The organism is Tropicimonas sp. (genome assembly GCF_047971885.1).
GTDB lineage: Bacteria > Pseudomonadota > Alphaproteobacteria > Rhodobacterales > Rhodobacteraceae > Tropicimonas.
Genome location: NZ_JBKEAE010000136.1, coordinates 1 through 20990, shown reverse-complemented (window position 1 = coordinate 20990; position 20990 = coordinate 1). Strand labels below are relative to the sequence as shown.

22 protein-coding genes and 1 riboswitch are annotated in these 20990 nt (G+C 65.0%); of the genes, 13 read left to right on the top strand and 9 right to left on the bottom strand.

The features are described from left to right. Nucleotides 1-46 precede the first annotated feature (46 nt). From ACK5IR_RS11810 to ACK5IR_RS11800, 3 genes are all read left to right on the top strand, one after another. Complete coding sequence (locus tag ACK5IR_RS11810; RefSeq protein WP_416929130.1) at nucleotides 47-226, top strand: DUF3553 domain-containing protein; 180 nt, start codon at nucleotides 47-49, stop codon at nucleotides 224-226. Between the two features lie 158 nt (nucleotides 227-384). Continuing rightward, on the top strand, nucleotides 385-1161 hold the full coding sequence (locus ACK5IR_RS11805; protein ID WP_416929128.1) for a GNAT family N-acetyltransferase: 777 nt from the start codon (nucleotides 385-387) through the stop codon (nucleotides 1159-1161). Beyond that, complete coding sequence (locus ACK5IR_RS11800) at nucleotides 1158-2003, top strand: lysophospholipid acyltransferase family protein (RefSeq protein ID WP_416929126.1); 846 nt, start codon at nucleotides 1158-1160, stop codon at nucleotides 2001-2003. Before ACK5IR_RS11805 ends, ACK5IR_RS11800 begins: the two co-directional genes overlap by 4 nt. Here the strand turns inward: ACK5IR_RS11800 and ACK5IR_RS11795 are convergent. Continuing rightward, nucleotides 2000-2614, bottom strand: coding sequence for a thiamine phosphate synthase (locus ACK5IR_RS11795; protein ID WP_416929124.1), 615 nt, complete (start codon nucleotides 2612-2614; stop codon nucleotides 2000-2002). The two genes, ACK5IR_RS11800 and ACK5IR_RS11795, sit on opposite strands and share 4 nt — an antisense overlap. Before the next feature lie 130 nt (nucleotides 2615-2744). Here ACK5IR_RS11795 and ACK5IR_RS11790 point away from each other — a divergent pair, with 130 nt between their 5' ends. The 3 genes from ACK5IR_RS11790 to ACK5IR_RS11780 are packed head-to-tail and all read left to right on the top strand — an operon-like array spanning nucleotide 2745 to nucleotide 6143. Beyond that, entirely contained in the window at nucleotides 2745-3488 is a 744-nt protein-coding gene (locus tag ACK5IR_RS11790; RefSeq protein WP_416929122.1) for an RNA methyltransferase, read from the top strand. Between the two features lie 23 nt (nucleotides 3489-3511). Beyond that, entirely contained in the window at nucleotides 3512-4663 is a 1152-nt protein-coding gene (gene ctaA / locus ACK5IR_RS11785; protein ID WP_416929120.1) for a heme A synthase, read from the top strand. Nucleotides 4664-4667: 4 nt separating this feature from the next. After that, nucleotides 4668-6143, top strand: coding sequence for a carboxypeptidase M32 (locus tag ACK5IR_RS11780; protein WP_416929118.1), 1476 nt, complete (start codon nucleotides 4668-4670; stop codon nucleotides 6141-6143). A gap of 390 nt (nucleotides 6144-6533) precedes the next feature. Here the strand turns inward: ACK5IR_RS11780 and ACK5IR_RS11775 are convergent, their stop codons facing one another. The 5 genes from ACK5IR_RS11775 to ACK5IR_RS11755 form a co-directional block, all read right to left on the bottom strand. Next, entirely contained in the window at nucleotides 6534-7829 is a 1296-nt protein-coding gene (locus ACK5IR_RS11775) for a branched-chain amino acid ABC transporter permease (RefSeq protein WP_416929116.1), read from the bottom strand. Next, a complete protein-coding gene (locus ACK5IR_RS11770; protein ID WP_416929114.1) occupies nucleotides 7826-8836 on the bottom strand; it encodes a branched-chain amino acid ABC transporter permease in 1011 nt (336 codons plus the stop codon). The genes ACK5IR_RS11775 and ACK5IR_RS11770 overlap by 4 nt, the downstream gene beginning before the upstream one ends. A 94-nt stretch (nucleotides 8837-8930) precedes the next feature. Beyond that, nucleotides 8931-9644: an ABC transporter ATP-binding protein gene (locus ACK5IR_RS11765; RefSeq protein ID WP_416929112.1), complete on the bottom strand. Its 714-nt coding sequence runs from the start codon at nucleotides 9642-9644 to the stop codon at nucleotides 8931-8933. Next, nucleotides 9641-10429, bottom strand: coding sequence for an ABC transporter ATP-binding protein (locus ACK5IR_RS11760; RefSeq protein WP_416929110.1), 789 nt, complete (start codon nucleotides 10427-10429; stop codon nucleotides 9641-9643). Before ACK5IR_RS11760 ends, ACK5IR_RS11765 begins: the two co-directional genes overlap by 4 nt. A 138-nt stretch (nucleotides 10430-10567) precedes the next feature. Then, on the bottom strand, nucleotides 10568-11746 hold the full coding sequence (locus ACK5IR_RS11755) for an ABC transporter substrate-binding protein (protein ID WP_416929108.1): 1179 nt from the start codon (nucleotides 11744-11746) through the stop codon (nucleotides 10568-10570). A gap of 188 nt (nucleotides 11747-11934) precedes the next feature. Between ACK5IR_RS11755 and ACK5IR_RS11750 the strand changes: the two genes are divergently transcribed. Together ACK5IR_RS11750 and ACK5IR_RS11745 are read left to right on the top strand one after the other, a co-directional pair. Then, complete coding sequence (locus ACK5IR_RS11750) at nucleotides 11935-13053, top strand: PQQ-dependent sugar dehydrogenase (protein ID WP_416929106.1); 1119 nt, start codon at nucleotides 11935-11937, stop codon at nucleotides 13051-13053. 75 nt (nucleotides 13054-13128) lie between these two features. Continuing rightward, complete coding sequence (locus tag ACK5IR_RS11745) at nucleotides 13129-13515, top strand: lysozyme inhibitor LprI family protein (protein WP_416929104.1); 387 nt, start codon at nucleotides 13129-13131, stop codon at nucleotides 13513-13515. 8 nt (nucleotides 13516-13523) lie between these two features. On the opposite strand, the gene ACK5IR_RS11740 is transcribed toward ACK5IR_RS11745, so the two are convergent. Further along, on the bottom strand, nucleotides 13524-14522 hold the full coding sequence (locus ACK5IR_RS11740; protein ID WP_416929102.1) for a GlxA family transcriptional regulator: 999 nt from the start codon (nucleotides 14520-14522) through the stop codon (nucleotides 13524-13526). Nucleotides 14523-14714: 192 nt separating this feature from the next. On the opposite strand from ACK5IR_RS11740, the gene ACK5IR_RS11735 reads away from it, so the two are divergent. Further along, a complete protein-coding gene (locus tag ACK5IR_RS11735) occupies nucleotides 14715-16094 on the top strand; it encodes a class II 3-deoxy-7-phosphoheptulonate synthase (protein WP_416929100.1) in 1380 nt (459 codons plus the stop codon). Nucleotides 16095-16176: 82 nt separating this feature from the next. Here the strand turns inward: ACK5IR_RS11735 and ACK5IR_RS11730 are convergent, their stop codons facing one another. Continuing rightward, a complete protein-coding gene (locus ACK5IR_RS11730; RefSeq protein WP_416929098.1) occupies nucleotides 16177-16878 on the bottom strand; it encodes a glutathione S-transferase N-terminal domain-containing protein in 702 nt (233 codons plus the stop codon). 113 nt (nucleotides 16879-16991) lie between these two features. Continuing rightward, nucleotides 16992-17070, top strand: a riboswitch (SAM riboswitch). Nucleotides 17071-17112: 42 nt separating this feature from the next. On the opposite strand from ACK5IR_RS11730, the gene metZ reads away from it, so the two are divergent. Further along, entirely contained in the window at nucleotides 17113-18291 is a 1179-nt protein-coding gene (gene metZ, locus ACK5IR_RS11725) for an O-succinylhomoserine sulfhydrylase (RefSeq protein WP_416929096.1), read from the top strand. A gap of 9 nt (nucleotides 18292-18300) precedes the next feature. Here the strand turns inward: metZ and ACK5IR_RS11720 are convergent, their stop codons facing one another. Further along, nucleotides 18301-18546 carry a DUF2061 domain-containing protein gene (locus ACK5IR_RS11720; protein WP_416929094.1) on the bottom strand — a complete coding sequence of 82 codons (246 nt, stop codon included), beginning with the start codon at nucleotides 18544-18546 and terminating at the stop codon, nucleotides 18301-18303. 113 nt (nucleotides 18547-18659) lie between these two features. Between ACK5IR_RS11720 and ACK5IR_RS11715 the strand changes: the two genes are divergently transcribed. The 3 genes from ACK5IR_RS11715 to ACK5IR_RS11705 form a co-directional block, all read left to right on the top strand. Further along, the gene (locus tag ACK5IR_RS11715; RefSeq protein WP_416929092.1) at nucleotides 18660-19514 is read left to right on the top strand and encodes a helix-turn-helix domain-containing protein; all 855 of its coding nucleotides are present in this window, start codon (nucleotides 18660-18662) and stop codon (nucleotides 19512-19514) included. Between the two features lie 51 nt (nucleotides 19515-19565). Further along, nucleotides 19566-20306, top strand: coding sequence for a glutamine amidotransferase (locus ACK5IR_RS11710; protein WP_416929090.1), 741 nt, complete (start codon nucleotides 19566-19568; stop codon nucleotides 20304-20306). Between the two features lie 109 nt (nucleotides 20307-20415). Then, on the top strand, nucleotides 20416-20990 hold a 575-nt coding region (locus ACK5IR_RS11705; RefSeq protein WP_416929088.1), incomplete at its 3' end, for a GTP cyclohydrolase, FolE2/MptA family.

Here is a 20990-nt window from a genome sequence, read left to right as displayed (position 1 = left end):
GCGTGGTTACTGGACATTTATCGGAAACCGTGAAGGAATGCACGCCATGGTCGATCTGAACGCCTTTCTGGAGCCGGGCATGCTGGTGCGCCACCCGGATCGCCCCGACTGGGGCATTGGTCAGGTACAGTCGCGAATTGGGCACCGCATTACCGTCAACTTCGAACATGCCGGCAAGGTGGTGCTGGATGGCCGGGTGATTTCCCTGATACCCGAAGACCTGTAAGCGAAGGCGCCATCCTGAATCACGACGAAACAACGAAAACAACCATAGCGCGAGGGATTCCCCGGTCAAGTCGCTGATTTTCCGGGCTGATCGTGGTTGCAAATCCCGGCCCCGCTCCCCTAGATCGACGATACCGGTTCCGGAACAGAAACAGACCCATGCCGCAGGACGATCCGCAGTTCGAAATCCGTCTCGCTGAAAACACGCAGGACCTGCGTGCGGCGCAGCGCCTGCGCTACGAGGTGTTCGTGCGCGAACTCGGCGGGGACGGCGCGCTGGTGGATCATGCGAACGGGCTGGAGCGCGACCGCTTCGATCCGTTCTACGACCATCTGATTCTCGTCGACAACACGCGCGACGCGGCGGCGCTCGATCACGTTGTCGGGGTATACCGGCTGATGCCCGGCGAACGCGCCGAACGCGCCGGCGGGTTCTATTCGGCCGGCGAATACGATCTGGCACCGCTTCTGGACAGCGGGCGGCGGTTGCTGGAACTCGGCCGGTCCTGCGTCCATGCCGATTATCGTGGCGGGATGGCACTGCATCACCTGTGGAACGGTCTGGGCGCCTATATCCTCGACCGGGATATCGAGGTGCTGTTCGGTGTGGCCAGTTTCCACGGTACTGATCAGGCTGCCCTCGCCATGCCGCTGTCGTTCCTGCACCACAACCACCTTGCGCCCGAGGAACTGCGCGTCCGGGCGCGACAAGGGCATTTCGCCCCGATGGACATCGTTTCCCCGGACGCGATCGACCGGCCGGCGGCGGTGCGGGCGATTCCGGCGCTGATCAAGGGCTACCTGCGGCTTGGCGGGTTTGTGGGTGAGGGGGCCTATGTCGATCACGATTTCAACACGACCGACATCTGCCTGGTGATGGAAACCGCGCGCATCGGCGCCCGGCAGCGCGCGCTCTATGCCGGAGGGCGCGGATGAGCGCGACCTGGCGCTCCGGGGACGAGCCGCCCGCAGCCGGGCCGGTTACACTTGCCGGTTGGGGGCGGGTCCTTTGCCGCGGGCTGCCGCTCGGCATCGTCGTTTTCGGCTGCCTCGGGTTGCTGCTGCTGATCCGCCTGATCGAAGGCCCGCTGTTCGGATTGCGCCGTCCACTGACACCGTGGATCACCCGCTTCGTCTGCATTACGGCCTTTGTCCTGATGGGCATCCGCCGCAGTGTTCGGGGCCGGGCGATGGGGCATCGCGGCGCGTTTGTCGCCAACCATTCGAGCTGGCTCGACATCTTCGCGCTCAACGCATCTTCGCGCCTGTATTTCGTCTCGAAAGCCGAGGTTGCCGGGTGGCCGGGTATCGGCTGGCTGGCGCGGGCAACCGGGACCGTCTTCATCAGGCGCGACCGCCGCGAGGCCCATGCGCAGACCGGCGAATTCGTCCGGCGGCTGGAAGCGGGGCAGAAACTGCTGTTTTTCCCCGAGGGGACAAGCACCGACGGTCGCCAGGTTTTACCTTTCAAGACAACGCTCTTTCAGGCGTTCCTCAGTCCCGAACTGAAGGATATCCTTCAGATCCAGCCCGTAACCGTGGTCTACACCGCGCCAGCGGGCGCAGATCCCCGCTTCTATGGCTGGTGGGGCGATATGGACTTTGCCTCGCATCTGCTCAAGGTGCTGGCCGCACCACGCCAGGGATCGGTCGAGGTGATCTATCACACCCCGCTTTCGGTTGCGCAGGCGGGTGACCGCAAGGCGCTGGCAGCGGCTTGCGAGGCTGCGGTTCGTTCCGGGCTGACCGAAAACGCCGGACTGCCGCCGGCTGTCTAGCCAGCCGCAACCATCAGGGCGGCGAGCGCGGCTGCGGGATCCTCGGCCGGCCAGATTTCGCGGATGCCGAAGAAATCGGTGACCGGCGCCAGTGCAGCGACAACTTCGGGGGTCAGGCCGCCTTCGGCCACCACCGGTACCTCGATCATTTCGGACCACCAGGCAAACAGGTCCTGCGGTGCGACCGTGCCGTCGCCCAGCCCGGTCTCGGCGACCGGACCGAAGGCGACATAATCGGCGCCCGTTTCGCCCGCCGCCATGCCGTCATGGCGCGACGCGCCGCAGAAAGCGCCGACAATGGCGTCCTCTCCCAGTGCCTTGCGCGCGTCGCGCAGGCCGCGCACGCCGGTCAGGTGCACCCCGTCCAGACCGAGCCGCTCGACCATCCGCAGGTGGGTTTCGATCACCAGCGCGACATCGCGGTCATAGCAGACCGTGCGGCAGGCGTCGGCGGCGCGGGCGATACGGTCTTCGTCCTGCGAGGCCAGCGCCAGCCGGACGCAGGCAATGGCGCGCGAATCGAGCACGCCGGCCAGCCTGTCGGGAAAGGTCGACAGTTCGAATTCGGGCGGGGTGATCAGATAGATCTGCGGCTGCTCGGTCTCGGACATTTTCTGCTCCGGCGGAGTGGTCGATCGGGTTTTCGTCCTATATCCGCCTTTGCGATCGTGCGCCATGGCCGCTTGAAGGCCCTTCGCCGGCGGCGTATCAGGGCCGCGCCTGACACCAACCGGAGATCCGATGCCAGAACCCGTCTTCATCCTCGTGCGTCCGCAGATGGGCGAGAATATCGGTGGCGCGGCGCGGGCGATGCTGAACTTCGGGCTGGACCGGATGCGCCTGGTCGAACCGCGCGACGAATGGCCGAATCCGCGCGCCGTGGCGCTGGCCAGCGGTGCGGGCAGGATACTCGACAATGCCGGATTGTTCGAAACCGTGGCCGATGCGATCGGCGATTGTACCCATGTTCTGGCCACCACCGCCCGGGTGCGCGGGCTGACCAAACCGGTGCTGACGCCCGAACAGGCGATGGCCGAGGCCCGCGCCGCGACCGATGCAGGCGGCAGGGTGGGTATCCTGTTCGGCCCCGAGCGCGCCGGGCTCGAAAACGAGGATGTGGCCCGCGCCAGCGCGATTGTCACCGTTCCGGTGAATCCCGGGTTCTTCTCGCTCAACCTTGCCCAGTGCGTGCTGCTGATGGCCTATGAATGGCAGCGGCACGGCATGGCGCCAGCCGCGCCGGCCGAACTCGACCGCGCCACCGCGACCGAGATCGAAAAGCTGGGCGATCATTTCGAGGAGAGGCTCGGCACCGCCGGCTTCTTCTTTCCCGAGGCCAGGGCGCCGGGAATGAAACTCGCTATCCGCAACATGCTGTCGCGGCTGGCATTGACCCGCGCCGACGTGCAGATATTCCATGGCATGCTCAGGCAACTGACCCGCCAGAAGGCGGCGCCGGCGGCATCCGACGAACCCGAGACCTGAGCACCAGCGACGAAGAGGCAGCAATGGCCGCAAAACGCAGCATTTTCGAAGAGGTGGGCGACGAAACCCCGCAAACGCGGCGCCAGCCGGCGCAGACCGGCATGATCGACCAGGCAAAACGCGGCGCGCGCGGAGCGATCCGGGTCTGGCTGATGGCCCTGTTCGCGCTGGTGGTGGCGATGATCCTTGTCGGCGGGCTGACGCGGCTGACCGATTCCGGCCTGTCGATCACCGAATGGAAGCCCGTCACCGGGGCGATCCCGCCGATGTCGGAGGCCGAATGGACGGCGGAGTTCGTAAAATACCGGCAAATCCCCGAGTTCCGCTTGCAGAACAGCGAGATGACGCTCGACGAGTTCAAATCGATCTACTGGTGGGAATGGGCGCACCGGCAGCTTGGCCGGGTGATCGGGCTGGTCTGGGCGCTTGGCTTCATCGGATTTCTGCTGGCCGGCAGGATACCGCCGGGCTGGAAGGGGCGGCTGTTCGTGCCCGGTGTGCTGGGTGCCATGCAGGGCGGGGTTGGCTGGCTGATGGTGTCGAGCGGCCTCGGCGGCGACATGCTCGATGTCGCCTCCTACTGGCTGGCGGCGCATCTGGGTCTTGCCTTTGTCATCCTCGGGGTGCTGGCATGGGATATTTTCCTGCTGTCGCGCCCCGAACGCCAACTGATGCAGGCCCGGCGCATCAGGGAGGCGGGGCTGTTGCGGATCGGCACGTGGCTGATGTGCCTCGTTTTCCTGCAAATCCTGCTTGGCGCGCTGGTGGCCGGAATCGATGCCGGGCGGGCGTTTCCGACCTGGCCGATGATGGGCGGCGGCTTCCTGCCGCCCGACCCGTTCGGGATCGAGCCGATGTGGCGCAACTTTTTCGAAGATGCGGGGCTGGTCCAGTTCATGCACCGCATGACAGGCTATGCCGTGCTGATCCTGGCCCTTTTCGCCTGGTACCGCAGCCGCTCCAGCACCCACCGGCGTACGCGACGGGCGTTCGACTGGACATTGGTGATGACCTTCGGTCAGGTCGTCATCGGTATTGTCGCCGTGCTGGCGCAGGCGCAATGGCATGTCGCCATCACCCATCAGTTCCTTGCCATCGTGGTCTGGGTGCTGGTGTTGCGCGCACGGTTTCTTGCCGCCTATCCGCTGGCGGGTTCGGTTCGCGAGGGGCGCTGAGACAATGACGACCGCCGGCAAACGCCTGATGGAACACGCCCGCGAGACTGCGGCGCTGGAGCAGATCCTTGGCCGGCTCGGCTGGGATCAGGAAACGGTCATGCCGCGAGGCGCGGCCGGGCAGAGGGCCGAGGAACTGGCGGCGCTGGAAAAGGTGCTGCATGCCCGCCGGTGCGACCCGCGGGTCGCCGAGTGGCTCGACGCCGCTCGCAGCGAGGACGAGGTGGAGCTTGCCCAGTTTCGCGAGATCCGCCGTGCCCACGAGCGGGCCACCCGCGTTCCCGCCGATCTGGCGGCCGAAATCGCGCGCCTCACCAGTCTTTCGCAGGGAATATGGGCCGAGGCGCGGGCGACGAACGATTTGGGCGCCTTCGCGCCGACGCTGAGCGCGGTCCTCAGGCTCAAGCGGCAGGAAGCCGCGGCGCTGGCGCAGGGGGGCGACCTCTATGATGCGCTGCTGGACGATTACGAGCCGGGCGCCACCGGCGCCGATCTTGCCGCCATGTTCGCCGGGATGCGGCCGCGGCTGGTCGCGCTACGCGAACGCATCCTCGGCAGTACCCGCAAGGTGCCCGGCCTGCGAGGGTCTTTCGACGAGGCGGCGCAGCTTGGCATTTCCGATCTGGCCGCGCGGGCGTTCGGCTATGATTTCTCGTGCGGACGTATCGACAGGGCGGTTCACCCGTTTAGTTCGGGCTCGGGGCTGGATGTACGCATTACCACCCGGACAACCGAAGAAGAGCCCTTCGGTTGCCTGTATTCGACCATCCACGAGGTCGGGCATGGCTGTTACGAACAGGGGGTCGACCGTGCCTATCTGCTGACCCCGCTGGGGCGGGGTGCGTCGATGGGTGTACACGAAAGCCAGAGCCGCATCTACGAGAACCAGCTCGGCCGCAGCCGTGCCTTCTGCGGCTGGCTGTACACGCGTTGCGCCGCCGTCTTCGGCGACATGGGCGTCGACGGACCGGACGGCTTTTATGCAGCGGCGAACAGGGTGCATTCGGGATTCATCCGCACCGAGGCGAACGAGGTGCATTACAACCTGCATATCCTGCTGCGTTTCGATCTCGAACGGCGGATGATTGACGGCGAACTGGAGGTTGCCGATCTGGAGACGGCATGGAATGAGCGTTTCGAGGCCGATTTCGGCGTCCGCGTCGATAGCCCGGCAAACGGTGTTCTGCAGGATGTGCACTGGGCGGTGGGGCTGTTCGGCTATTTCCCGACCTATACGCTGGGCAACGTCTATGCGGGGTGCCTGTTCGCCGCCATGCGCACCGCCGTTCCGGACTGGGAAAGCGCCCTGTCGGCGGGCGATGCGTTACCGGCCTCCAACTGGCTGCGCGAGAGCCTGCAACGCCACGGCGCGCGCTACCTGCCACGCGAAACGGTCGAACGCGCGGCCGGCACCCCCGTCACGGTCGCGCCGCTGCTCGACTATCTGGAAGACAAGTTCTCGGCCCTGTACCGGCTCTGAAATGGACCGTCTTTGAAGAATGGCTCAATCCGATCCGTGAAGGACGGCATTGAGCCCTTCCTGTTCTGGCAGAGCAAGACACCCGGGCGCGGAACAAGGCCGAAGGCCGCCGCGCCAGCGCAAGGCCGGTCCCGCCGCCACGCGCGTTGGTGACGCCGTACAACGTTCATATTGCGGGCGGATGTGGCTGGCATTAAGCACGTCTTTCTACCGTCAGGAGCGCCGGTCCACGGCCATGCGCTGGCGCGGCTTGCGCTCCCGTCCGAACGGCAGCTTCGTCCGCAATGCCGACTATTGTGAACGGTCGGATCTTGTGGTCGCTGGTATGAGCGCAGGGAAGGGCGGAACCGCCTGCGACATCAATCGGACCGGCCCGGTAACGCCGGCGCGTCATTTTTCCGGTATCAGCCCGCGCGGGCTGAAGCGCAGGACCAGCAACAGCACAACCCCCATGGTAAGCAGCCGGATGTGCTGGACGGAATCCAGCAGGTGCACCTTGAGCGCCGAGCCGGCGGGCAGGGGCATGGTGATCAGGTTCATCAGCGCGCCGCCGATCGGCTCGACCTGGCTCCACAGCCACCAGATCAGGAAGCCGCCCAGAACCGACCCCCAGTTGCTGCCCGAACCGCCGACAATCACCATGACCCAGATAAGGAAGGTGAAGCGGAGCGGCTGGTAGGTGCCGGGGGTGAACTGGCCGTCGAGCGTGGTCATCATCGCGCCGGCAATGCCGCAGATGGCCGATCCGAGCACGAATATCTGCAGATGGCGGCGCGTCACGTCCTTGCCCATCGCCTCGGCGGCGGTTTCGTTGTCGCGGATGGCGCGCATCATCCGGCCCCAGGGCGATTTCAGTGCAAGCTGGGTCAGCAGAATCATCAGCACCAGTACTGTGGCAAAGAGACCCGAATAGAGCAGCTTGACCCACAGCGACGAGGCCGTCGTCGGGTCGAGACCCAGCGAAGCGGCGCGTTCGACGAACGCCGCACTTTGCTGAAGGTCGACCTCCCACGGAACGGGTCGGGGCAGCCCGACGACGTTCTTGACCCCCCGGTCCAGCCAGTCCTCGTTCTTCAGAACGGCAATGATGATCTCGGCGATGCCGAGCGTGGCGATGGCGAGGTAATCCGAACGCAGCCCCAGCGCCGTCTTGCCGATGAGCCACGCCGCCGCCGCGGCCAGCAGCCCGCCAACCGGCCACGAGAGCAGGATCGGCAGCCCCAGCCCGCCCAGATAGCCGGTAGAGGCAGGGTTGATCGCCTCGATCGCGTTGCGCGCCGGATTGAAGAGCATGCCGTAGAGCACGAACCCGACAGCGAAGATCGCGACGATGGCAAGGGTGCGCCGACGCCCCGCCTTCATGCGCTTGTAGCTCAGAACGCCGATGGCGACGGTTGCGGCACCCACGGCGAGCGCGGCCATCATCCGGGCCCCGCCGGCTTCCCATGCGGCGGTGACGGGCGGCATGGAGACCAGCACCGTCGCCAGACCGCCGAGCGCGACGAAACCCATGATGCCGACGTTGAACAGCCCGGCATAGCCCCATTGGATATTCACCCCAAGCGCCATGATCGCCGAGATCAGGCCCATGTTGAAGATCGCCAGCGCGGTGTTCCAGCTCTGCATGAAACCGGTGGCGATGTAGAGCAGGGCGACAAACCCGAAAAGAAGCGCGTTCCGGTTCATACCGCTTTCCTCCGGAAGATGCCGTAGGGCTTGAAGATCAGCACGATGACCAGAATCGCGAAGGACACCGCGTATTTGTAATCGGTCGACAGAAGCTGCATCAGCCCGTCGGGCGCCATGCCCGCCGGCAGCAGGTAGGTCAGCACCTTTTTCCATGCGTAGGTCAGCGTGACCTCGGAAAAGGCGATGATGTAGCCCCCCGCGATGGCGCCGAGCGGATTGCCGAGCCCCCCGACGATGGCCGAGGCGAAGATCGGCAGCAGCAACTGGAAGTAGGTGAAGGGCTTGAAGGACTTGTCGAGCCCGTAGAGCACCCCGGCCGTCGTGGCGAGAATGGCGGTGAGAATCCACGTCACCCGCACAACCTTTTCGGGGTCGATCCCGGACAGAAGCGCCAGATCCTCGTTATCCGAATAGGCGCGCATCGACTTGCCGGTGCGTGTCCGGTTCAGGAACCAGAAGAGCGCGATCACCGCGATAACGGTGACGACGATGGTAATACCCTGGCTGGTGCGGAACGCGAGCCCCTCGGAAAGGCCGGTCATGTCGCGGAACTGTCTGGCGCTGACGATGAAGCGTGCGCCATCGTTGAACTGTTGCTCACCGGGGCCGACAATGACCCTGACCACCCCGTTCAGGATGAACATGACGCCAAGGGAAACCATCACGAGGATGATCGGCCTGGCCTTCTGTCGGCGATAGAAGCGATAGACCCAGCGGTCGGTCAGCAGCATCATTGCCGCCGTAATGGCGATGCCGAACGGCAGGGCCAGAAGGGCGGCAGGCAGCGGGTAGATCGAGATGCCCACCGACTGGAACGCCCATGTGATCAGGATCGTGACCATCGCGCCGAAGGCCATCGTATCGCCATGGGCGAAGTTCGAGAATCTGAGAATGCCGTATATCAGCGTCACGCCGAGCGCGCCGAGCGCCAGCTGGCTTCCATAGGACACGGCGGGGATCAGAACGAAATTGGCCAGCGCGACCAAGGCGTTGAGCGGCTCCATTATCGTGTGACCTCGCGGACGGGGATGGTCGGTAGCATGCGGGCTTTCAACTGGTTGACGGGCTTCGCGGTATGGCATTTCCGGTCGGGCATCCTCACCCTCCCAGGAAGCTGCGGCGGACATCGGGATCTTCCAGCAGATCCTTGCCCGTGCCGGTATGGGCGTTGCGCCCCTGCACCAGAACATAGCCGGTATCGGCGATCTCCAGCGCCTGGCGTGCGTTCTGCTCGACCATCAGGATCGAGATGCCGGTACGCGCGACCTCGATGATGCGGTCGAAAAGCTCGTCCATGACAATGGGCGAGACGCCGGCCGTCGGTTCGTCGAGCATCAGCACCGATGGCCGGGTCATCAGCGCGCGCCCCACGGCAACCTGCTGGCGCTGCCCGCCCGAAAGCTCGCCCGCCGCCTGCCGGCGCTTGTCGCGCAGGATGGGGAACAGTTCGTAGACCTGTTCCATCGTGCCGGCGATGTCGTCCTCGCGCAGGAAGGCGCCCATTTCGAGGTTTTCCTCGACCGTCATCGAGGTGAAGATGTTGCTGGTCTGCGGCACAAAGGCCATGCCCCTGGCCACCCGGTCCTGCGGGCTGAGCGCGGTGATATCCTCGCCCCCCAACCGCACCTTGCCCTCGCGCACATCCATCATGCCGAAGACGGCCTTCATGGCGGTGGATTTGCCGGCCCCGTTCGGCCCGACGATGACAGCGATCTCGCCCTTGTCGACCGCGATGGTGCAGCCGTGCAGGATGTTGGGCCCCTGGCCGTAGCCGCCCGACATGCCGTCGCCGATCAGAAATGGCTCGCTCATGCGCCGGCCTCCGCCTTTTTCCGGTTCTTGAGGCCGGTTCCCAGATAGGCCTCGATCACGCGGTCGTCGCGCATGATGTCCTCGGCGGGACCGATCGCCAGAACCCGGCCTTCGGCCATCACGATCACCGGATCGCACAGCCGGGCGATGAAATCCATGTCGTGTTCGATCAGGCAGAATGTATAGCCGCGCTCCTTGTTCAGGCGGATGATCGCGTCGCCGATGGTGTGCAGAAGGGTGCGGTTGACGCCGGCGCCCACCTCATCGAGGAAGACGATCTTGGCGTCCACCATCATCGTCCGCCCCAGCTCCAGCAGCTTTTTCTGGCCACCCGACAGGTTCCCCGCCTTTTCGTCGGCCAGATGGTCGATGGTCAGGAATGCCAGAACCTCGTCGGCCTTGTGGCGCAGGGCGGTTTCCTCTTCGGCGATCTGGCCGCGCTGAAACCAGGTTTTCCACAGCGTCTCGCCCGATTGTCCGCCGGGAACCATCATCAGGTTCTCGCGCACCGTCATCGAGCCGAATTCATGCGCGATCTGAAAGGTGCGCAGCAGGCCCTTGTGGAACAACGCGTGCGGAGGCAGGCCGGTGATATCTTCGCCGTCCATGAAGACCCTGCCGGACGTAGGCGGAAGAACGCCCGCTATTACATTGAAAAGTGTTGATTTTCCCGCCCCGTTTGGGCCGATCAGGCCGGTTATCGAACCGGTCTCGATCTCGATGGAGGCACCGTCGACGGCCCGGAAACCGCCAAAATGCCGATGAAGGTTCTCGACCCTTATCATGAACTCGCGTCCCTCGCGCCTTGGACTGCGCTCTTATTATTATCAAGCGATCATCAAACGGCCCGGGAACGTCCCGGGCCGTCTGTCGTTACGCTAAGTGAAGCCGTTCTGCAACGTGCCGGATCGGACAGGCCGCGATCAACGGTAACCCACCGTTTCGAACTTGCCACCTTCGATCTTCACTTCCCGGTAGCTGCCGGCGCTGTCGCCGTTTTCGAGAAACTCGACCACCGTTGCGCCCACATAGTCGACATCGCCGCCATCGGCGAGGATCTGCATCGCCTTGCCAAGCTCACCGGGATAGATCGGCTCGCCGGGGGCGTTGGCAATCTCCATGATCTTGCTCACATAGACCTTGGGATCGGTGGAACCGGCGGCCTGCATCGCCATCAGCAGCAGCGCCGCCGCGTCATAGCTTTCGCCCGAGAAGATCGCGGTCGGATCGAAGGCATCGCCCACGACTTCGGCAAATCTCTCGGCGCCCGGGCTGTCGTTGCCGGGAAGCTGGCCGGTCGAGCCGTCGATGGAATCTCCGAATTTCTCCTCGAGCGAGCCGGAAACCATGCCGTCGGGGAAATGGAAGGTGTCGAAAGCGCCGGCATCGAGCGAGCCGCGGACAATTCCCGCGCCACCGCGGTCCGCATAGCCGGCAACCACCAGCACTTCACCGCCGGCCGATGCCAGCGCGCCGACCTCGGCCGAGTAATCGCCCTTGTCGTCCTCGTGCGCGGCCGAGATCGTCACCGTTCCGCCGCCCGCCTCGAAGGCGCTCTGATAGCTTTCGGCCAGACCCTTGCCGTAATCGTTGTTGGTATAGGTGACGGCCGTTTCCTTCACGCCGTTGCCCAGCAGGATATCGGCCATGATCTGGCCCTGCCGCGCATCCGACGGAACGGTGCGGAAGAACAGGCCGTCGTCCTCGGCTGCGGTCAGCGAGGGCGAGGTCGCCGACGGCGAGATCATGACCATGCCGTTCGGGCGCGCAACGTTGGCGAGAACCGCGCCGGTCACCCCCGAGCAGGCCGCGCCGACGATCCCGGCAACCTTGTCCGAGGTGATCAGACGCTCGGCAACCGCCGTCGCGGCGGCCGCGTCGATACAGGTTGAATCGCCGCGCACCGATACGACGGTGCTGCCGTTCATGAACTGGCCGCCGTCGCTGACCTCCTTGATCGCAAGCTCGGCGCCGGCACCCATCGCAACCGCCATCGATTCGATCGGCCCGGTGAAACCCAGCAGCACGCCGATCTTGACCTCTTCGGCGGTGGCGGCGGTCGCCAGCATGGTGGCGGCGCTTGCCAGCAGAAGTTTTTTCATCTCAAATCTCCCTGTTGGAACTTGTGTCCTCGCGACAGGTTATTCGGCAATAACGAAAATGAAAAGCGTGCCCTGACGGCGCGCGGCGGCAATTAGGGCGGGTGCGGGACCCGCCGCCCAAGTCGGGTGCCGCGCATGGCGAACTGCCGGATTGCCGGGCGGTCGCGGATAGCGGAAAGGAAAATCCGATGTGTACCGACCGTTTGGTATTGATGGCGATGCTGGCGCTGGCTGCGGGCGGCGCCGTGGCGGAGCCGCGCCACACCGCCGGCGGCCCGGTCGAGGTTGCGCCGGTCGCCGTCGGGCTCGATACGCCGTGGTCGGTCGCCTTTCTTCCTTCCGGCGGCTTTCTGGTTACCGAGCGTCCGGGGCGGTTGCGTCATTTCGCGGCCTCCGGCGAATCGGTCGAGGTTGCCGGCGTGCCCGAGGTCGTCGCCAAAGGGCAGGGCGGGCTGCTCGACGTGCTGGTGCCGCGCGACTTTGCCGCCAGTCGCGAGGTCTTTCTTTCCTATGCCAGCGCGCAGGGTGGCGGTGCCGGAACGGCGGTGGGGGTCGGGCGGCTTTCACCGGATGGCGCGCGGCTCGAAGGGTTTCACACGATATTCGAGATGACGCCGGGCTCGTCGGGCGGGCGCCATTTCGGCTCGCGCATCGTCGAGGGGCGCGACGGCGCGCTTTACGTCACCGTCGGCGAGCGGGGTGACCGGCCTTCGGCGCAGGATCTCGGCCGCCACAACGGCAGCGTGCTGCGCATCGCGCGCGATGGAAGCGCCGCGCCGGGCAATCCCTTTGCCGCAAACCCCGGCGCGCAGCCCGAGATCTGGTCCTATGGCCACCGCAACCCGCAGGGGGCAGCGCTCGATGCCCAAGGCGCGCTCTGGGTCGTCGAGCATGGCGCGCGCGGCGGGGACGAGGTGAACCGGATCGTTCCGGGCGCGAATTACGGCTGGCCGGTGATCTCCTATGGCCGTCATTATTCGGGCGCGAAGATCGGCGAGGGAACCGGAAAGACGGGAATGGAACAGCCCGCATTCTACTGGGATCCCTCCATCGCGCCTTCCGGGCTGGTAATCTACGAGGGAGAGATGTTTCCCGAATGGCGGGGGGATTTCCTCGTCGGTTCGCTCAAGTTCGGGCTGATCTCGCGGCTCGAACGGTCGGCGGACGGGTTTCGCGAGGTCGAGCGGATCGAATGGCCCGAGACCGCCCGCACCCGCGACCTGCGCCAAGCGCCCGACGGGTCGCTGTGGATCGTCTCGGAGGATAACGGCGCGATCTATCGCGTGACCCCGCGCGCGGCGGAGTGAGCGGCGACGCGGATACTTGACGGCGCGCGGCGCAGCCGGTTCGCTGGGGCAACTGGCCCGAAAAGGAATGCCCGAATGCGCCTGCTTGTTCTTTCCGTATCGCTGCTGCCCGCTCTTGCGGCTCCCATTCTTGCCGGTCCCGACCTCGAATGCCCGGATGGCAGCCAGATCGAGATCGGCAATTGCGTGCATGAAACGCTGGAACGGGTTGATCATGCAGTGGCATCCGCGCTCGATATTGCGCGCGGTTCGGCGGCGGAGCTTGACGAACTGACCGGCCGAACCGAGGCCGTTCCCGCGCTCGACGCCTCGCAGATCGCATGGGAATCCTATCGCAACGCACAATGCGATTATGTCGGCGCCAGCTTCGGCGGCGGTTCGGGCACCGGAATCGGCATCGAAAGCTGTCGCATCGTGCTGGGGCGGCTCAGGGCGATGGACCTTCTGAACCTTGCCAACTGAGCACCGGATCAGACCGAGAGCCTGCTCGCCTGTGCGCCACGCTCGCGATAGGGGGTGGTGTGGTAATGCGCCCGGTAGCATTTCGAAAAGTGACTGGGCGAGGTGAACCCGCAGGCAAGCGCCACGTTGATCACGCTCATGTCGGTCTGAAGCAGCAGGTTGCGCGCCTTCTGAAGGCGCAACTCCATGTAATAGCGCTTGGGCGAGCGGTTCAGATAGCGCCTGAACAACCGTTCGAGCTGCCGGGTCGAAAGCGATACGTCGCGCGCCAGAAGCGCGGGCGAAATCGGCTCTTCCAGGTTCTGCTCCATGATCTGGATCACCTGGCTGAGCTTGGGGTGACGAACCCCGATCCGGGTCGGAATCGAAAGCCGCTGCGTATCCTGATCGGTGCGGATCGAGGAATAGATAAGCTGGTCGGCGACCGCGCCGGCCAGTTCCTCTCCGTGATCGTCGGCGATGATCTTGAGCATCAGGTCGATCGACGCGGTCCCGCCGGCGGTCGTGATGCGGTTTCCGTCCACTACGAACACCGATTTGGTAAGCATTACCTCTTCGAATTCCTCTAGAAAGCTGTCCTGGTTTTCCCAGTGGATCGTTGCCCGCTTTCCGTCCAGCAGCCCGGCCCTGGCCAGCGTGTATCCGGCGGTGCACAGCCCGCCGATGGTCACGCCGCGCCGTGCCTCGCGGCGCAGCCAGTTCAGCAGCTTCCGGGTGGTCGCCGCCTGAATGTCGATGCCGCCGCAGATCATGATCACGTCTTCGCGGCCGACCTCGTCGAGATCGAGATCGAGCGTGAATATCACGCCGTTCGAACAGGAAACGCTGTCGCCGCCCTCGCCGGCGGTGACCCAGGAATAGAGATCCCTGCCCGAAACCCGGTTCGCGATGCGCAACGGTTCGATGGCGCAGGCGAACGACAGCATGGTGAACTGATCGAGAAGAACGAAGATGAACCGTCTGGGCCGGTTGCCGACGGTGGCGACCTCGACGAGCGGTTCTTCCATTCTTCGCCCTGAATTCATGACCTACCTGCACCAAAGCCGTACGGAACATCGCAATCAGGAAAATCGGACATATGCAAGCCATAGCGAACGGCCGGACCGGTGCCGCCCGCCGGTGGGAATTAGCCGTTCCAATCGGCCGCCGGGACGGATATACACCACAAACTTCAACGCAAACTTCTTCGGAGGATGCCGATGTCACGGGTATGGACGAAATCCGACTGGCGCAGCAAGCCGCGGGTGCAGATGCCAGACTATCCCGACAGTGCCGCGCTCGAAGCGGTCGAGGCGCGCCTGGCGAAATATCCTCCGCTGGTCTTCGCCGGCGAATCGCGCCGGCTGCGCGAGAAGCTGGCAGCCGCGTCGCATGGTGAGGCGTTCCTGCTACAGGGCGGCGACTGCGCCGAGAGCTTTGCGGAGTTTTCCGCCGACACGATCCGCGAGACCTTCAAGGTCCTGTTGCAGATGGCGGTGGTGCTGACCTATGGCGCCAAGGTGCCGGTGATCAAGGTCGGCCGGATGGCGGGACAATTCGCCAAGCCCCGCTCGGCTCCGACCGAGGCCAAGGGCGGGGTGGAACTTCCCAGCTACCGCGGCGACATCATCAACGAGATGGAATTCACCGGAGAGGCGCGTCTGCCCGATCCGGCCAGAATGCTTCAGGCATATACCCAGGCCGCCGCCTCGCTGAACCTGCTGCGCGCGTTTTCGACCGGCGGTTTCGCCGATATCCACCGCGTTCACGCCTGGACGACCGGCTTTGCCGATGCCGACAAGGCCGAGCGCTACCGCGACCTGTCGAACCGGATTTCTGACGCGCTGAGCTTCATGACCGCCGCCGGCATCCGCTCGGAGCGGATGAGCAGCATGAGCAGCGTCGATTTCTATACCAGCCACGAGGCGCTGCTGCTGGAATACGAGGAGGCGCTGACCCGCGTCGATTCGACCACCGGCCAGACCATCGCCGGCTCGGGTCACATGCTGTGGATCGGCGACCGCACCCGTCAGCCGGACGGCGCACATGTGGATTTCTGCCGCGGTGTCATCAATCCGATCGGGCTGAAATGCGGGCCGTCGATGACCCGGGACGATCTGAAGCGGCTGATGGAGGCGCTCAACCCGGCCAACGATGCCGGCCGTCTGACGCTGATCACCCGCTTCGGTGCCGGCAGTGTGACCGAACATCTGCCGCGCCTGATCGAAACCGTCGCCGCCGAGGGGGCGAACGTGGTCTGGGTCTGCGACCCGATGCACGGCAACACCATAAAATCCGCCACCGGCTACAAGACGCGCCCGTTCGAGCGCGTGCTTGCCGAGGTGCGCGAGTTCTTTGCCGTGCATCGCGACAAGGGCACGATCCCCGGCGGCGTCCATTTCGAAATGACCGGGCAGGATGTAACCGAATGCACCGGCGGCGTGCGCGCGGTGACGGACGAGGACCTGTCGGACCGCTACCACACCGCCTGCGACCCCCGGCTCAACGCCAGCCAGTCGCTCGAACTGGCGTTTCTGGTGGCAGAAGAGCTTTCGAACCGCCGCGAGGAAGTGCGCGCGACCGGGGGCGGCGCCTCCTGACGGATCGTCGACAGTCAGTTGACGCCAGACGCCCGCTCCGGCGGGCGTCTGCATTTTCGTACCCGCCGGCCGGCCGGTCCGTTCAGCGGCGGAACAGGATCTTCTGGCTGTCGCGGTCCGAAACGCCGGTGCGCGCCTCCGCCGCCAGTGCGCGCCCGCGGATCACCGCCGGCCGTGCCCCCACGGTGACGAGCCAGCGTGCGAGGTCGGGTTTGTCGTCGAGCGTCTGCTGCTGACCTTCCCAGAGCGACGCCCAGCCCCAGATAGCCATGTCGGCACTCGAATAGAAATCGCCCGCGACATATTCGTGGCGCGCCAGTTGCCGGTCGAGCACGCCGTAAAGGCGCGCCACCTCGGCCCGGTAGCGGTCCTGCGCGTAGGGCAGCACCTGCGGCGGGTCGAGGTCCGGTGCGTATTTCAGGAAATGATGCGCCTGACCGGCCATCGGGCCCAATCCGCCCATCTGCCACATCAGCCATTCGCCGACGGCGACGCGCTGTCGCTCGGAATCGCCATGGAACATGCCGGTCTTGCGGGCGAGATATTGCAGGATCGCGCCGGATTCGAACACCGAAATCGGAGCGCCGTCCGGCCCCTGCGGATCGACGATGGCGGGCATCCGGTTGTTGGGGGCGATTTTCAGGAAATCGGGGTCGAACTGGTCGCCGCGCCCGATGTCGACGAGGTGGAGGTCATAGGGAAGCGCCATCTCCTCGAGCGCGATGGAGATTTTCCATCCGTTCGGGGTGGGCCAGTAATAGAGCGCGATAGGGTCGGTCTGCATGGGGTATTCCTTGTAAGGGGTCGCCCACATGATGACGAACGCTGCGCGAAGGGCAAGGGAGGAGCCGCTGCCGTGCCATCCGCAACCTTGACCTTGCACGGTTCCGGGCGCTAACACGCAGGGGTGGCGATTTGTTCACCGGATTGCGGGCCACGTTAAACAATCCGCTAAAGAGGTCAGATGCGGGACGCCCCGCCGCTGACTGCGGTGGGTTTTTTTGTGGGAGACCGCCCGATGAGCGATTGGCAGACGCGAACGAAACTTGTCCATGCAGGAACCAGGCGCAGCCAGTACGGCGAGATGTCCGAAGCGATATTCCTGACCCAGGGGTTCGCCTATGACAGCGCCGAACAGGCCGAGGCGCGGTTCATCGAGGCGGGACCGGACGAGTTCATCTATGCCCGCTACGGCAACCCGACGGTGCGGATGTTCGAGGATCGCATCGCCGCTCTGGAGGGGGCCGAGGATGCCTTTGCCACCGCAAGCGGCATGGCGGCGGTCAGCGGCGCGCTGACGGCGATGCTGAAGACGGGCGATCACGTCGTCTCGTCGCGGGCGCTTTTCGGCTCGTGTCTCTATATCCTCGAGGATATCCTGACCCGCTTCGGGGTCGAGGTGAGCTTTGTCGACGGCACCGACCTGAACCAGTGGCGCGACGCCATCCGCAGGGATACCAGGGCGGTCTTCTTCGAATCCATGTCGAACCCGACGCTCGAGGTGATCGACACGCCGCGTGTCGCCGAACTGGCGCACAAGGTCGGCGCCACGGTGATCGTCGATAACGTCTTCGCGACACCGGTCTTCTCGCGTGCGCTCGAACAGGGCGCCGATGTGGTGGTCTATTCGGCCACCAAGCATATAGACGGGCAGGGGCGCGCGCTCGGCGGGGTGATCCTCGGGCGCCGCGACTATATCCGCAAGACGGTCGAGCCCTATCTCAAGCACACCGGCGGTTCGATGAGCCCGTTTACCGGCTGGCTGATGCTCAAGGGGCTGGAAACCATGGATCTGCGCGTGCGGGCGCAGGCGGATTCGGCCCAGGCGATGGCCGAGGCGTTGCAATGGGATGCGCGGCTCGAACGGGTGATCTTTCCCGGCATCGAGCAGCATCCGCAGCACGTTCTGGCGACCGCGCTTTACGAAAAGCCCGGGACCGTGCTGTCGCTCGACATCAGGGGCGGGCAGGCGGCGGCGTTCCGCTTCCTGAACGCGCTGAAGATCATGACGATCTCGAACAACCTCGGCGATGCGAAGTCGATCGTCACACATCCGGCGACCACGACCCATCAGCGGCTGTCCGACGAGCAGCGGGCGAAGCTGGGCATAACGCCCGGGCTGGTGCGTGTCAGCCTCGGGATCGAGGCGACGGACGATCTGATCGCCGATGTGAAGCAGGCGCTCGACGCGGTGTGACCCGGCGCGTCAGTTTCGCGCGATACCGGCCGGTTGCGGGCAGGTGGGTGCGGCACGCCGGCCCCAGCCGATGCGGGCCCAGATGCGTTCGTGAAGCACATAGCTGACGCAGCCGAAACATGCGCCGGCCAGTGCGATCGCTCCGCCGGTGGCCACCGAACCGGTCACCGCCCAGGTGATCGCCGTCATCGAGATCAGCCCCGACGCCTGCCAGGTCATGGCCTTGACGACGCTGCGCAGCGGTGTGTCGTTCATTCCTTCCTCCATCTTCCACGCACAGCTATCGGGCCTGTTGCTGGCGTTGAAAATCCGGCAAATAATCTTGTTTTGGTCATCAATGTTGATAATAATCATCAATCATGACGATCATGGACAAACGCGACCGCGCCGATCTGTTCCGCAACCGTCTGGGCGAACAGATGTCGGCGGCGGGGATGAACCGCAGCGAACTGGCGCGGGCGACCGGTGTGGACCGCTCGACCGTCGCGCAGCTTCTCGCCGGCGGGACGGCACGGCTGCCGAACGCGCATCTGGCGGCCGAATGCGCACGCGCGCTGGGGGTTTCGTCGGACTGGCTGCTGGGGCTGACCGACCGGCCGGAACGGCCCGGCGACATTCTGGCCGCTGCGGTCACGGTGACCGAGGCCGCCCGTTCGACCGCCGATGCGCAGCTTCACGCCTGGCACCGCGAGGCGGCGGGCTACAAGATCCGCCACGTTCCGGCGACGCTTCCGGACGTTCTGAAAACCGAATCGATGTTCCTGTGGGAATACCGCGCGCATGTCGGCAAGACCCCGGAACAGGCGATAGGCGCATCGAAGGACAGGTTCGGCCTGATCGATACCCAGTCGTCGGATTTCGAGATCGCCATTTCGATGGGAGAACTGCGCTCGTTCGCCGGCGGAACCGGATATTACGCCGGGCTCGATGCCGCAACGCGGCGCGAGCAGCTTCGCTCGATGGTCCGGACGGGGCGCGATCTCTACCCCTCGCTGCGCATGTTCATCTACGATGCCAAGCGCGTCTTCAGCGCGCCGGTCACGGTTTTCGGCACTTTTCTGGGCGTCATTTACGTCGGCCGTTTCTACCTGACCTTCCGCTCGCGCGACCGGGTGCGGGCGCTTACGGCGCATTTCGACGGCCTGGTGCGCGAGGCCGAGGTCGGCGCGCGCGAAGCGCCGGACTGGCTGGCGGCCCTCGAACCGCTGATCGACGATACTTGACCGGCGCGGCGTGGCGCGGCAGAAAGCCGGACCCCTGCAAGGAAAGCCACGATGAAGCCCTTTCTCATCCTGCAACTCCGCCCCGAGCCGGAGGCCTCGGACAACGAGTTCGAGGCGTTCCTGTCGCGCGGCGGGCTGCGTCCGGACGAGACACGCCGCATCAGGCTGGAGCGCGAGGAAATCCCTGCGGACCTCGACCTGTCGGAGTATGCCGGGGTGATCGTCGGCGGGGGACCGGGATGCATCTCGGACCCGGACGACAGAAAACCGGAGGTCGAAAGACGGATCGAACGCGAAATCCTCGGTCTGATGCCGCAGATCGCCGGTCAGGACATTCCGTTTCTCGGCTGTTGCTACGGTATCGGCATTCTGGCGCATCATCTGGGGGGGCGCGTCTCGAAGGAACGCTATGGCGAGGCAGTGGGTGCGGTGCCCTGCCGCCTGACCGGAGCGGGACGCACCGACCCGGTGCTGGCCGGCTTTCCCGACAGCTTCGATGCCCTCGTCGGTCACAAGGAGGCGGTGCAGGAACTGCCCGTGGGTTGCGCCCACCTGCTGGAATCCGATGCCTGCCCCTTTCAGATGATCCGCTACGGACAGAACGTCTATGCGACGCAGTTCCACCCCGAAGCCGATGGCGAGGTGTTTGCGCTGCGCATCGATATCTATCGTCACAAGGGGTATTTCCCGCCCGAGGAAGCCGACGCGCTGACCGAGGCGGTTCTGGCGACCGACACCTCGATGGCACCGCGCATAATCTCGAATTTTGTGGCACGATATCGCAACGCATAGTCGCGATTGCGATCGGGGTGCCGGGGTCTTACCTGTCCGGTCGGAAACACATGAACAGGCGTGCCGGCGCAAGCCGCCGGTACCCGGGGGAAACACGAGGAGCCAGCCGATGACCGTTCAGTTCGCAGATCCGGCAAGTGTTCCGTCGCGGGAAGAGGCGCAGAGGGCGCTGGAGCTTCTGCGCCAGTGGGCGGGCGGGGCGACGCAACTGGAGATCGCCGATCTCGACCCTGCCGTCGGCCGGCTTCTGCCGGAAACCGGCCGCAATACCTATCCCTCCCTTTCAAGAACATACCCCGAAGGGTTCAGGGCGGACGAAAGCTATCGCGCCTCCATGCCGGACCTTCAGAACGGGCCGGAAAGCCTGATCCGCGGGGCGCGGCGGCGGATTCAGCATGTGGGTATCTCGAACTTTCGCCTGCCGATCCGCTATCACACCCGCGACGGAGGCGATCTGACGCTCGAAACATCGGTTACCGGCTCGGTGAGCCTCGAGGCCGGGAAAAAGGGCATCAACATGTCCCGCATCATGCGCAGCTTCTACCGTTCGGCCGACCGGACGTTCAGCTTCGAGGTGATCGAGGATGCGCTCGAAGGCTACCGCCGCGATCTGGACAGTTTCGATGCCCGCATCGCCATGCGCTTTTCCTTTCCGATGCGGCTGGCGTCGCTGCGCTCGGGCCT

Excerpts from the sequence above, each read along its gene's own strand:
- ACK5IR_RS11810 (WP_416929130.1), top strand. The coding sequence starts at position 47 with ATGGTCGATCTGAACGCCTTTCTGGAGCCGGGCATGCTGGTGCGCCAC.
- ACK5IR_RS11805 (WP_416929128.1), top strand. The coding sequence starts at position 385 with ATGCCGCAGGACGATCCGCAGTTCGAAATCCGTCTCGCTGAAAACACG.
- ACK5IR_RS11800 (WP_416929126.1), top strand. The coding sequence starts at position 1,158 with ATGAGCGCGACCTGGCGCTCCGGGGACGAGCCGCCCGCAGCCGGGCCG.
- ACK5IR_RS11795 (WP_416929124.1), bottom strand. The coding sequence starts at position 2,614 with ATGTCCGAGACCGAGCAGCCGCAGATCTATCTGATCACCCCGCCCGAA.
- ACK5IR_RS11790 (WP_416929122.1), top strand. The coding sequence starts at position 2,745 with ATGCCAGAACCCGTCTTCATCCTCGTGCGTCCGCAGATGGGCGAGAAT.
- ctaA (WP_416929120.1), top strand. The coding sequence starts at position 3,512 with ATGGCCGCAAAACGCAGCATTTTCGAAGAGGTGGGCGACGAAACCCCG.
- ACK5IR_RS11780 (WP_416929118.1), top strand. The coding sequence starts at position 4,668 with ATGACGACCGCCGGCAAACGCCTGATGGAACACGCCCGCGAGACTGCG.
- ACK5IR_RS11775 (WP_416929116.1), bottom strand. The coding sequence starts at position 7,829 with ATGAACCGGAACGCGCTTCTTTTCGGGTTTGTCGCCCTGCTCTACATC.
- ACK5IR_RS11770 (WP_416929114.1), bottom strand. The coding sequence starts at position 8,836 with ATGGAGCCGCTCAACGCCTTGGTCGCGCTGGCCAATTTCGTTCTGATC.
- ACK5IR_RS11765 (WP_416929112.1), bottom strand. The coding sequence starts at position 9,644 with ATGAGCGAGCCATTTCTGATCGGCGACGGCATGTCGGGCGGCTACGGC.
- ACK5IR_RS11760 (WP_416929110.1), bottom strand. The coding sequence starts at position 10,429 with ATGATAAGGGTCGAGAACCTTCATCGGCATTTTGGCGGTTTCCGGGCC.
- ACK5IR_RS11755 (WP_416929108.1), bottom strand. The coding sequence starts at position 11,746 with ATGAAAAAACTTCTGCTGGCAAGCGCCGCCACCATGCTGGCGACCGCC.
- ACK5IR_RS11750 (WP_416929106.1), top strand. The coding sequence starts at position 11,935 with ATGTGTACCGACCGTTTGGTATTGATGGCGATGCTGGCGCTGGCTGCG.
- ACK5IR_RS11745 (WP_416929104.1), top strand. The coding sequence starts at position 13,129 with ATGCGCCTGCTTGTTCTTTCCGTATCGCTGCTGCCCGCTCTTGCGGCT.
- ACK5IR_RS11740 (WP_416929102.1), bottom strand. The coding sequence starts at position 14,522 with ATGGAAGAACCGCTCGTCGAGGTCGCCACCGTCGGCAACCGGCCCAGA.
- ACK5IR_RS11735 (WP_416929100.1), top strand. The coding sequence starts at position 14,715 with ATGTCACGGGTATGGACGAAATCCGACTGGCGCAGCAAGCCGCGGGTG.
- ACK5IR_RS11730 (WP_416929098.1), bottom strand. The coding sequence starts at position 16,878 with ATGCAGACCGACCCTATCGCGCTCTATTACTGGCCCACCCCGAACGGA.
- metZ (WP_416929096.1), top strand. The coding sequence starts at position 17,113 with ATGAGCGATTGGCAGACGCGAACGAAACTTGTCCATGCAGGAACCAGG.
- ACK5IR_RS11720 (WP_416929094.1), bottom strand. The coding sequence starts at position 18,546 with ATGAACGACACACCGCTGCGCAGCGTCGTCAAGGCCATGACCTGGCAG.
- ACK5IR_RS11715 (WP_416929092.1), top strand. The coding sequence starts at position 18,660 with ATGGACAAACGCGACCGCGCCGATCTGTTCCGCAACCGTCTGGGCGAA.
- ACK5IR_RS11710 (WP_416929090.1), top strand. The coding sequence starts at position 19,566 with ATGAAGCCCTTTCTCATCCTGCAACTCCGCCCCGAGCCGGAGGCCTCG.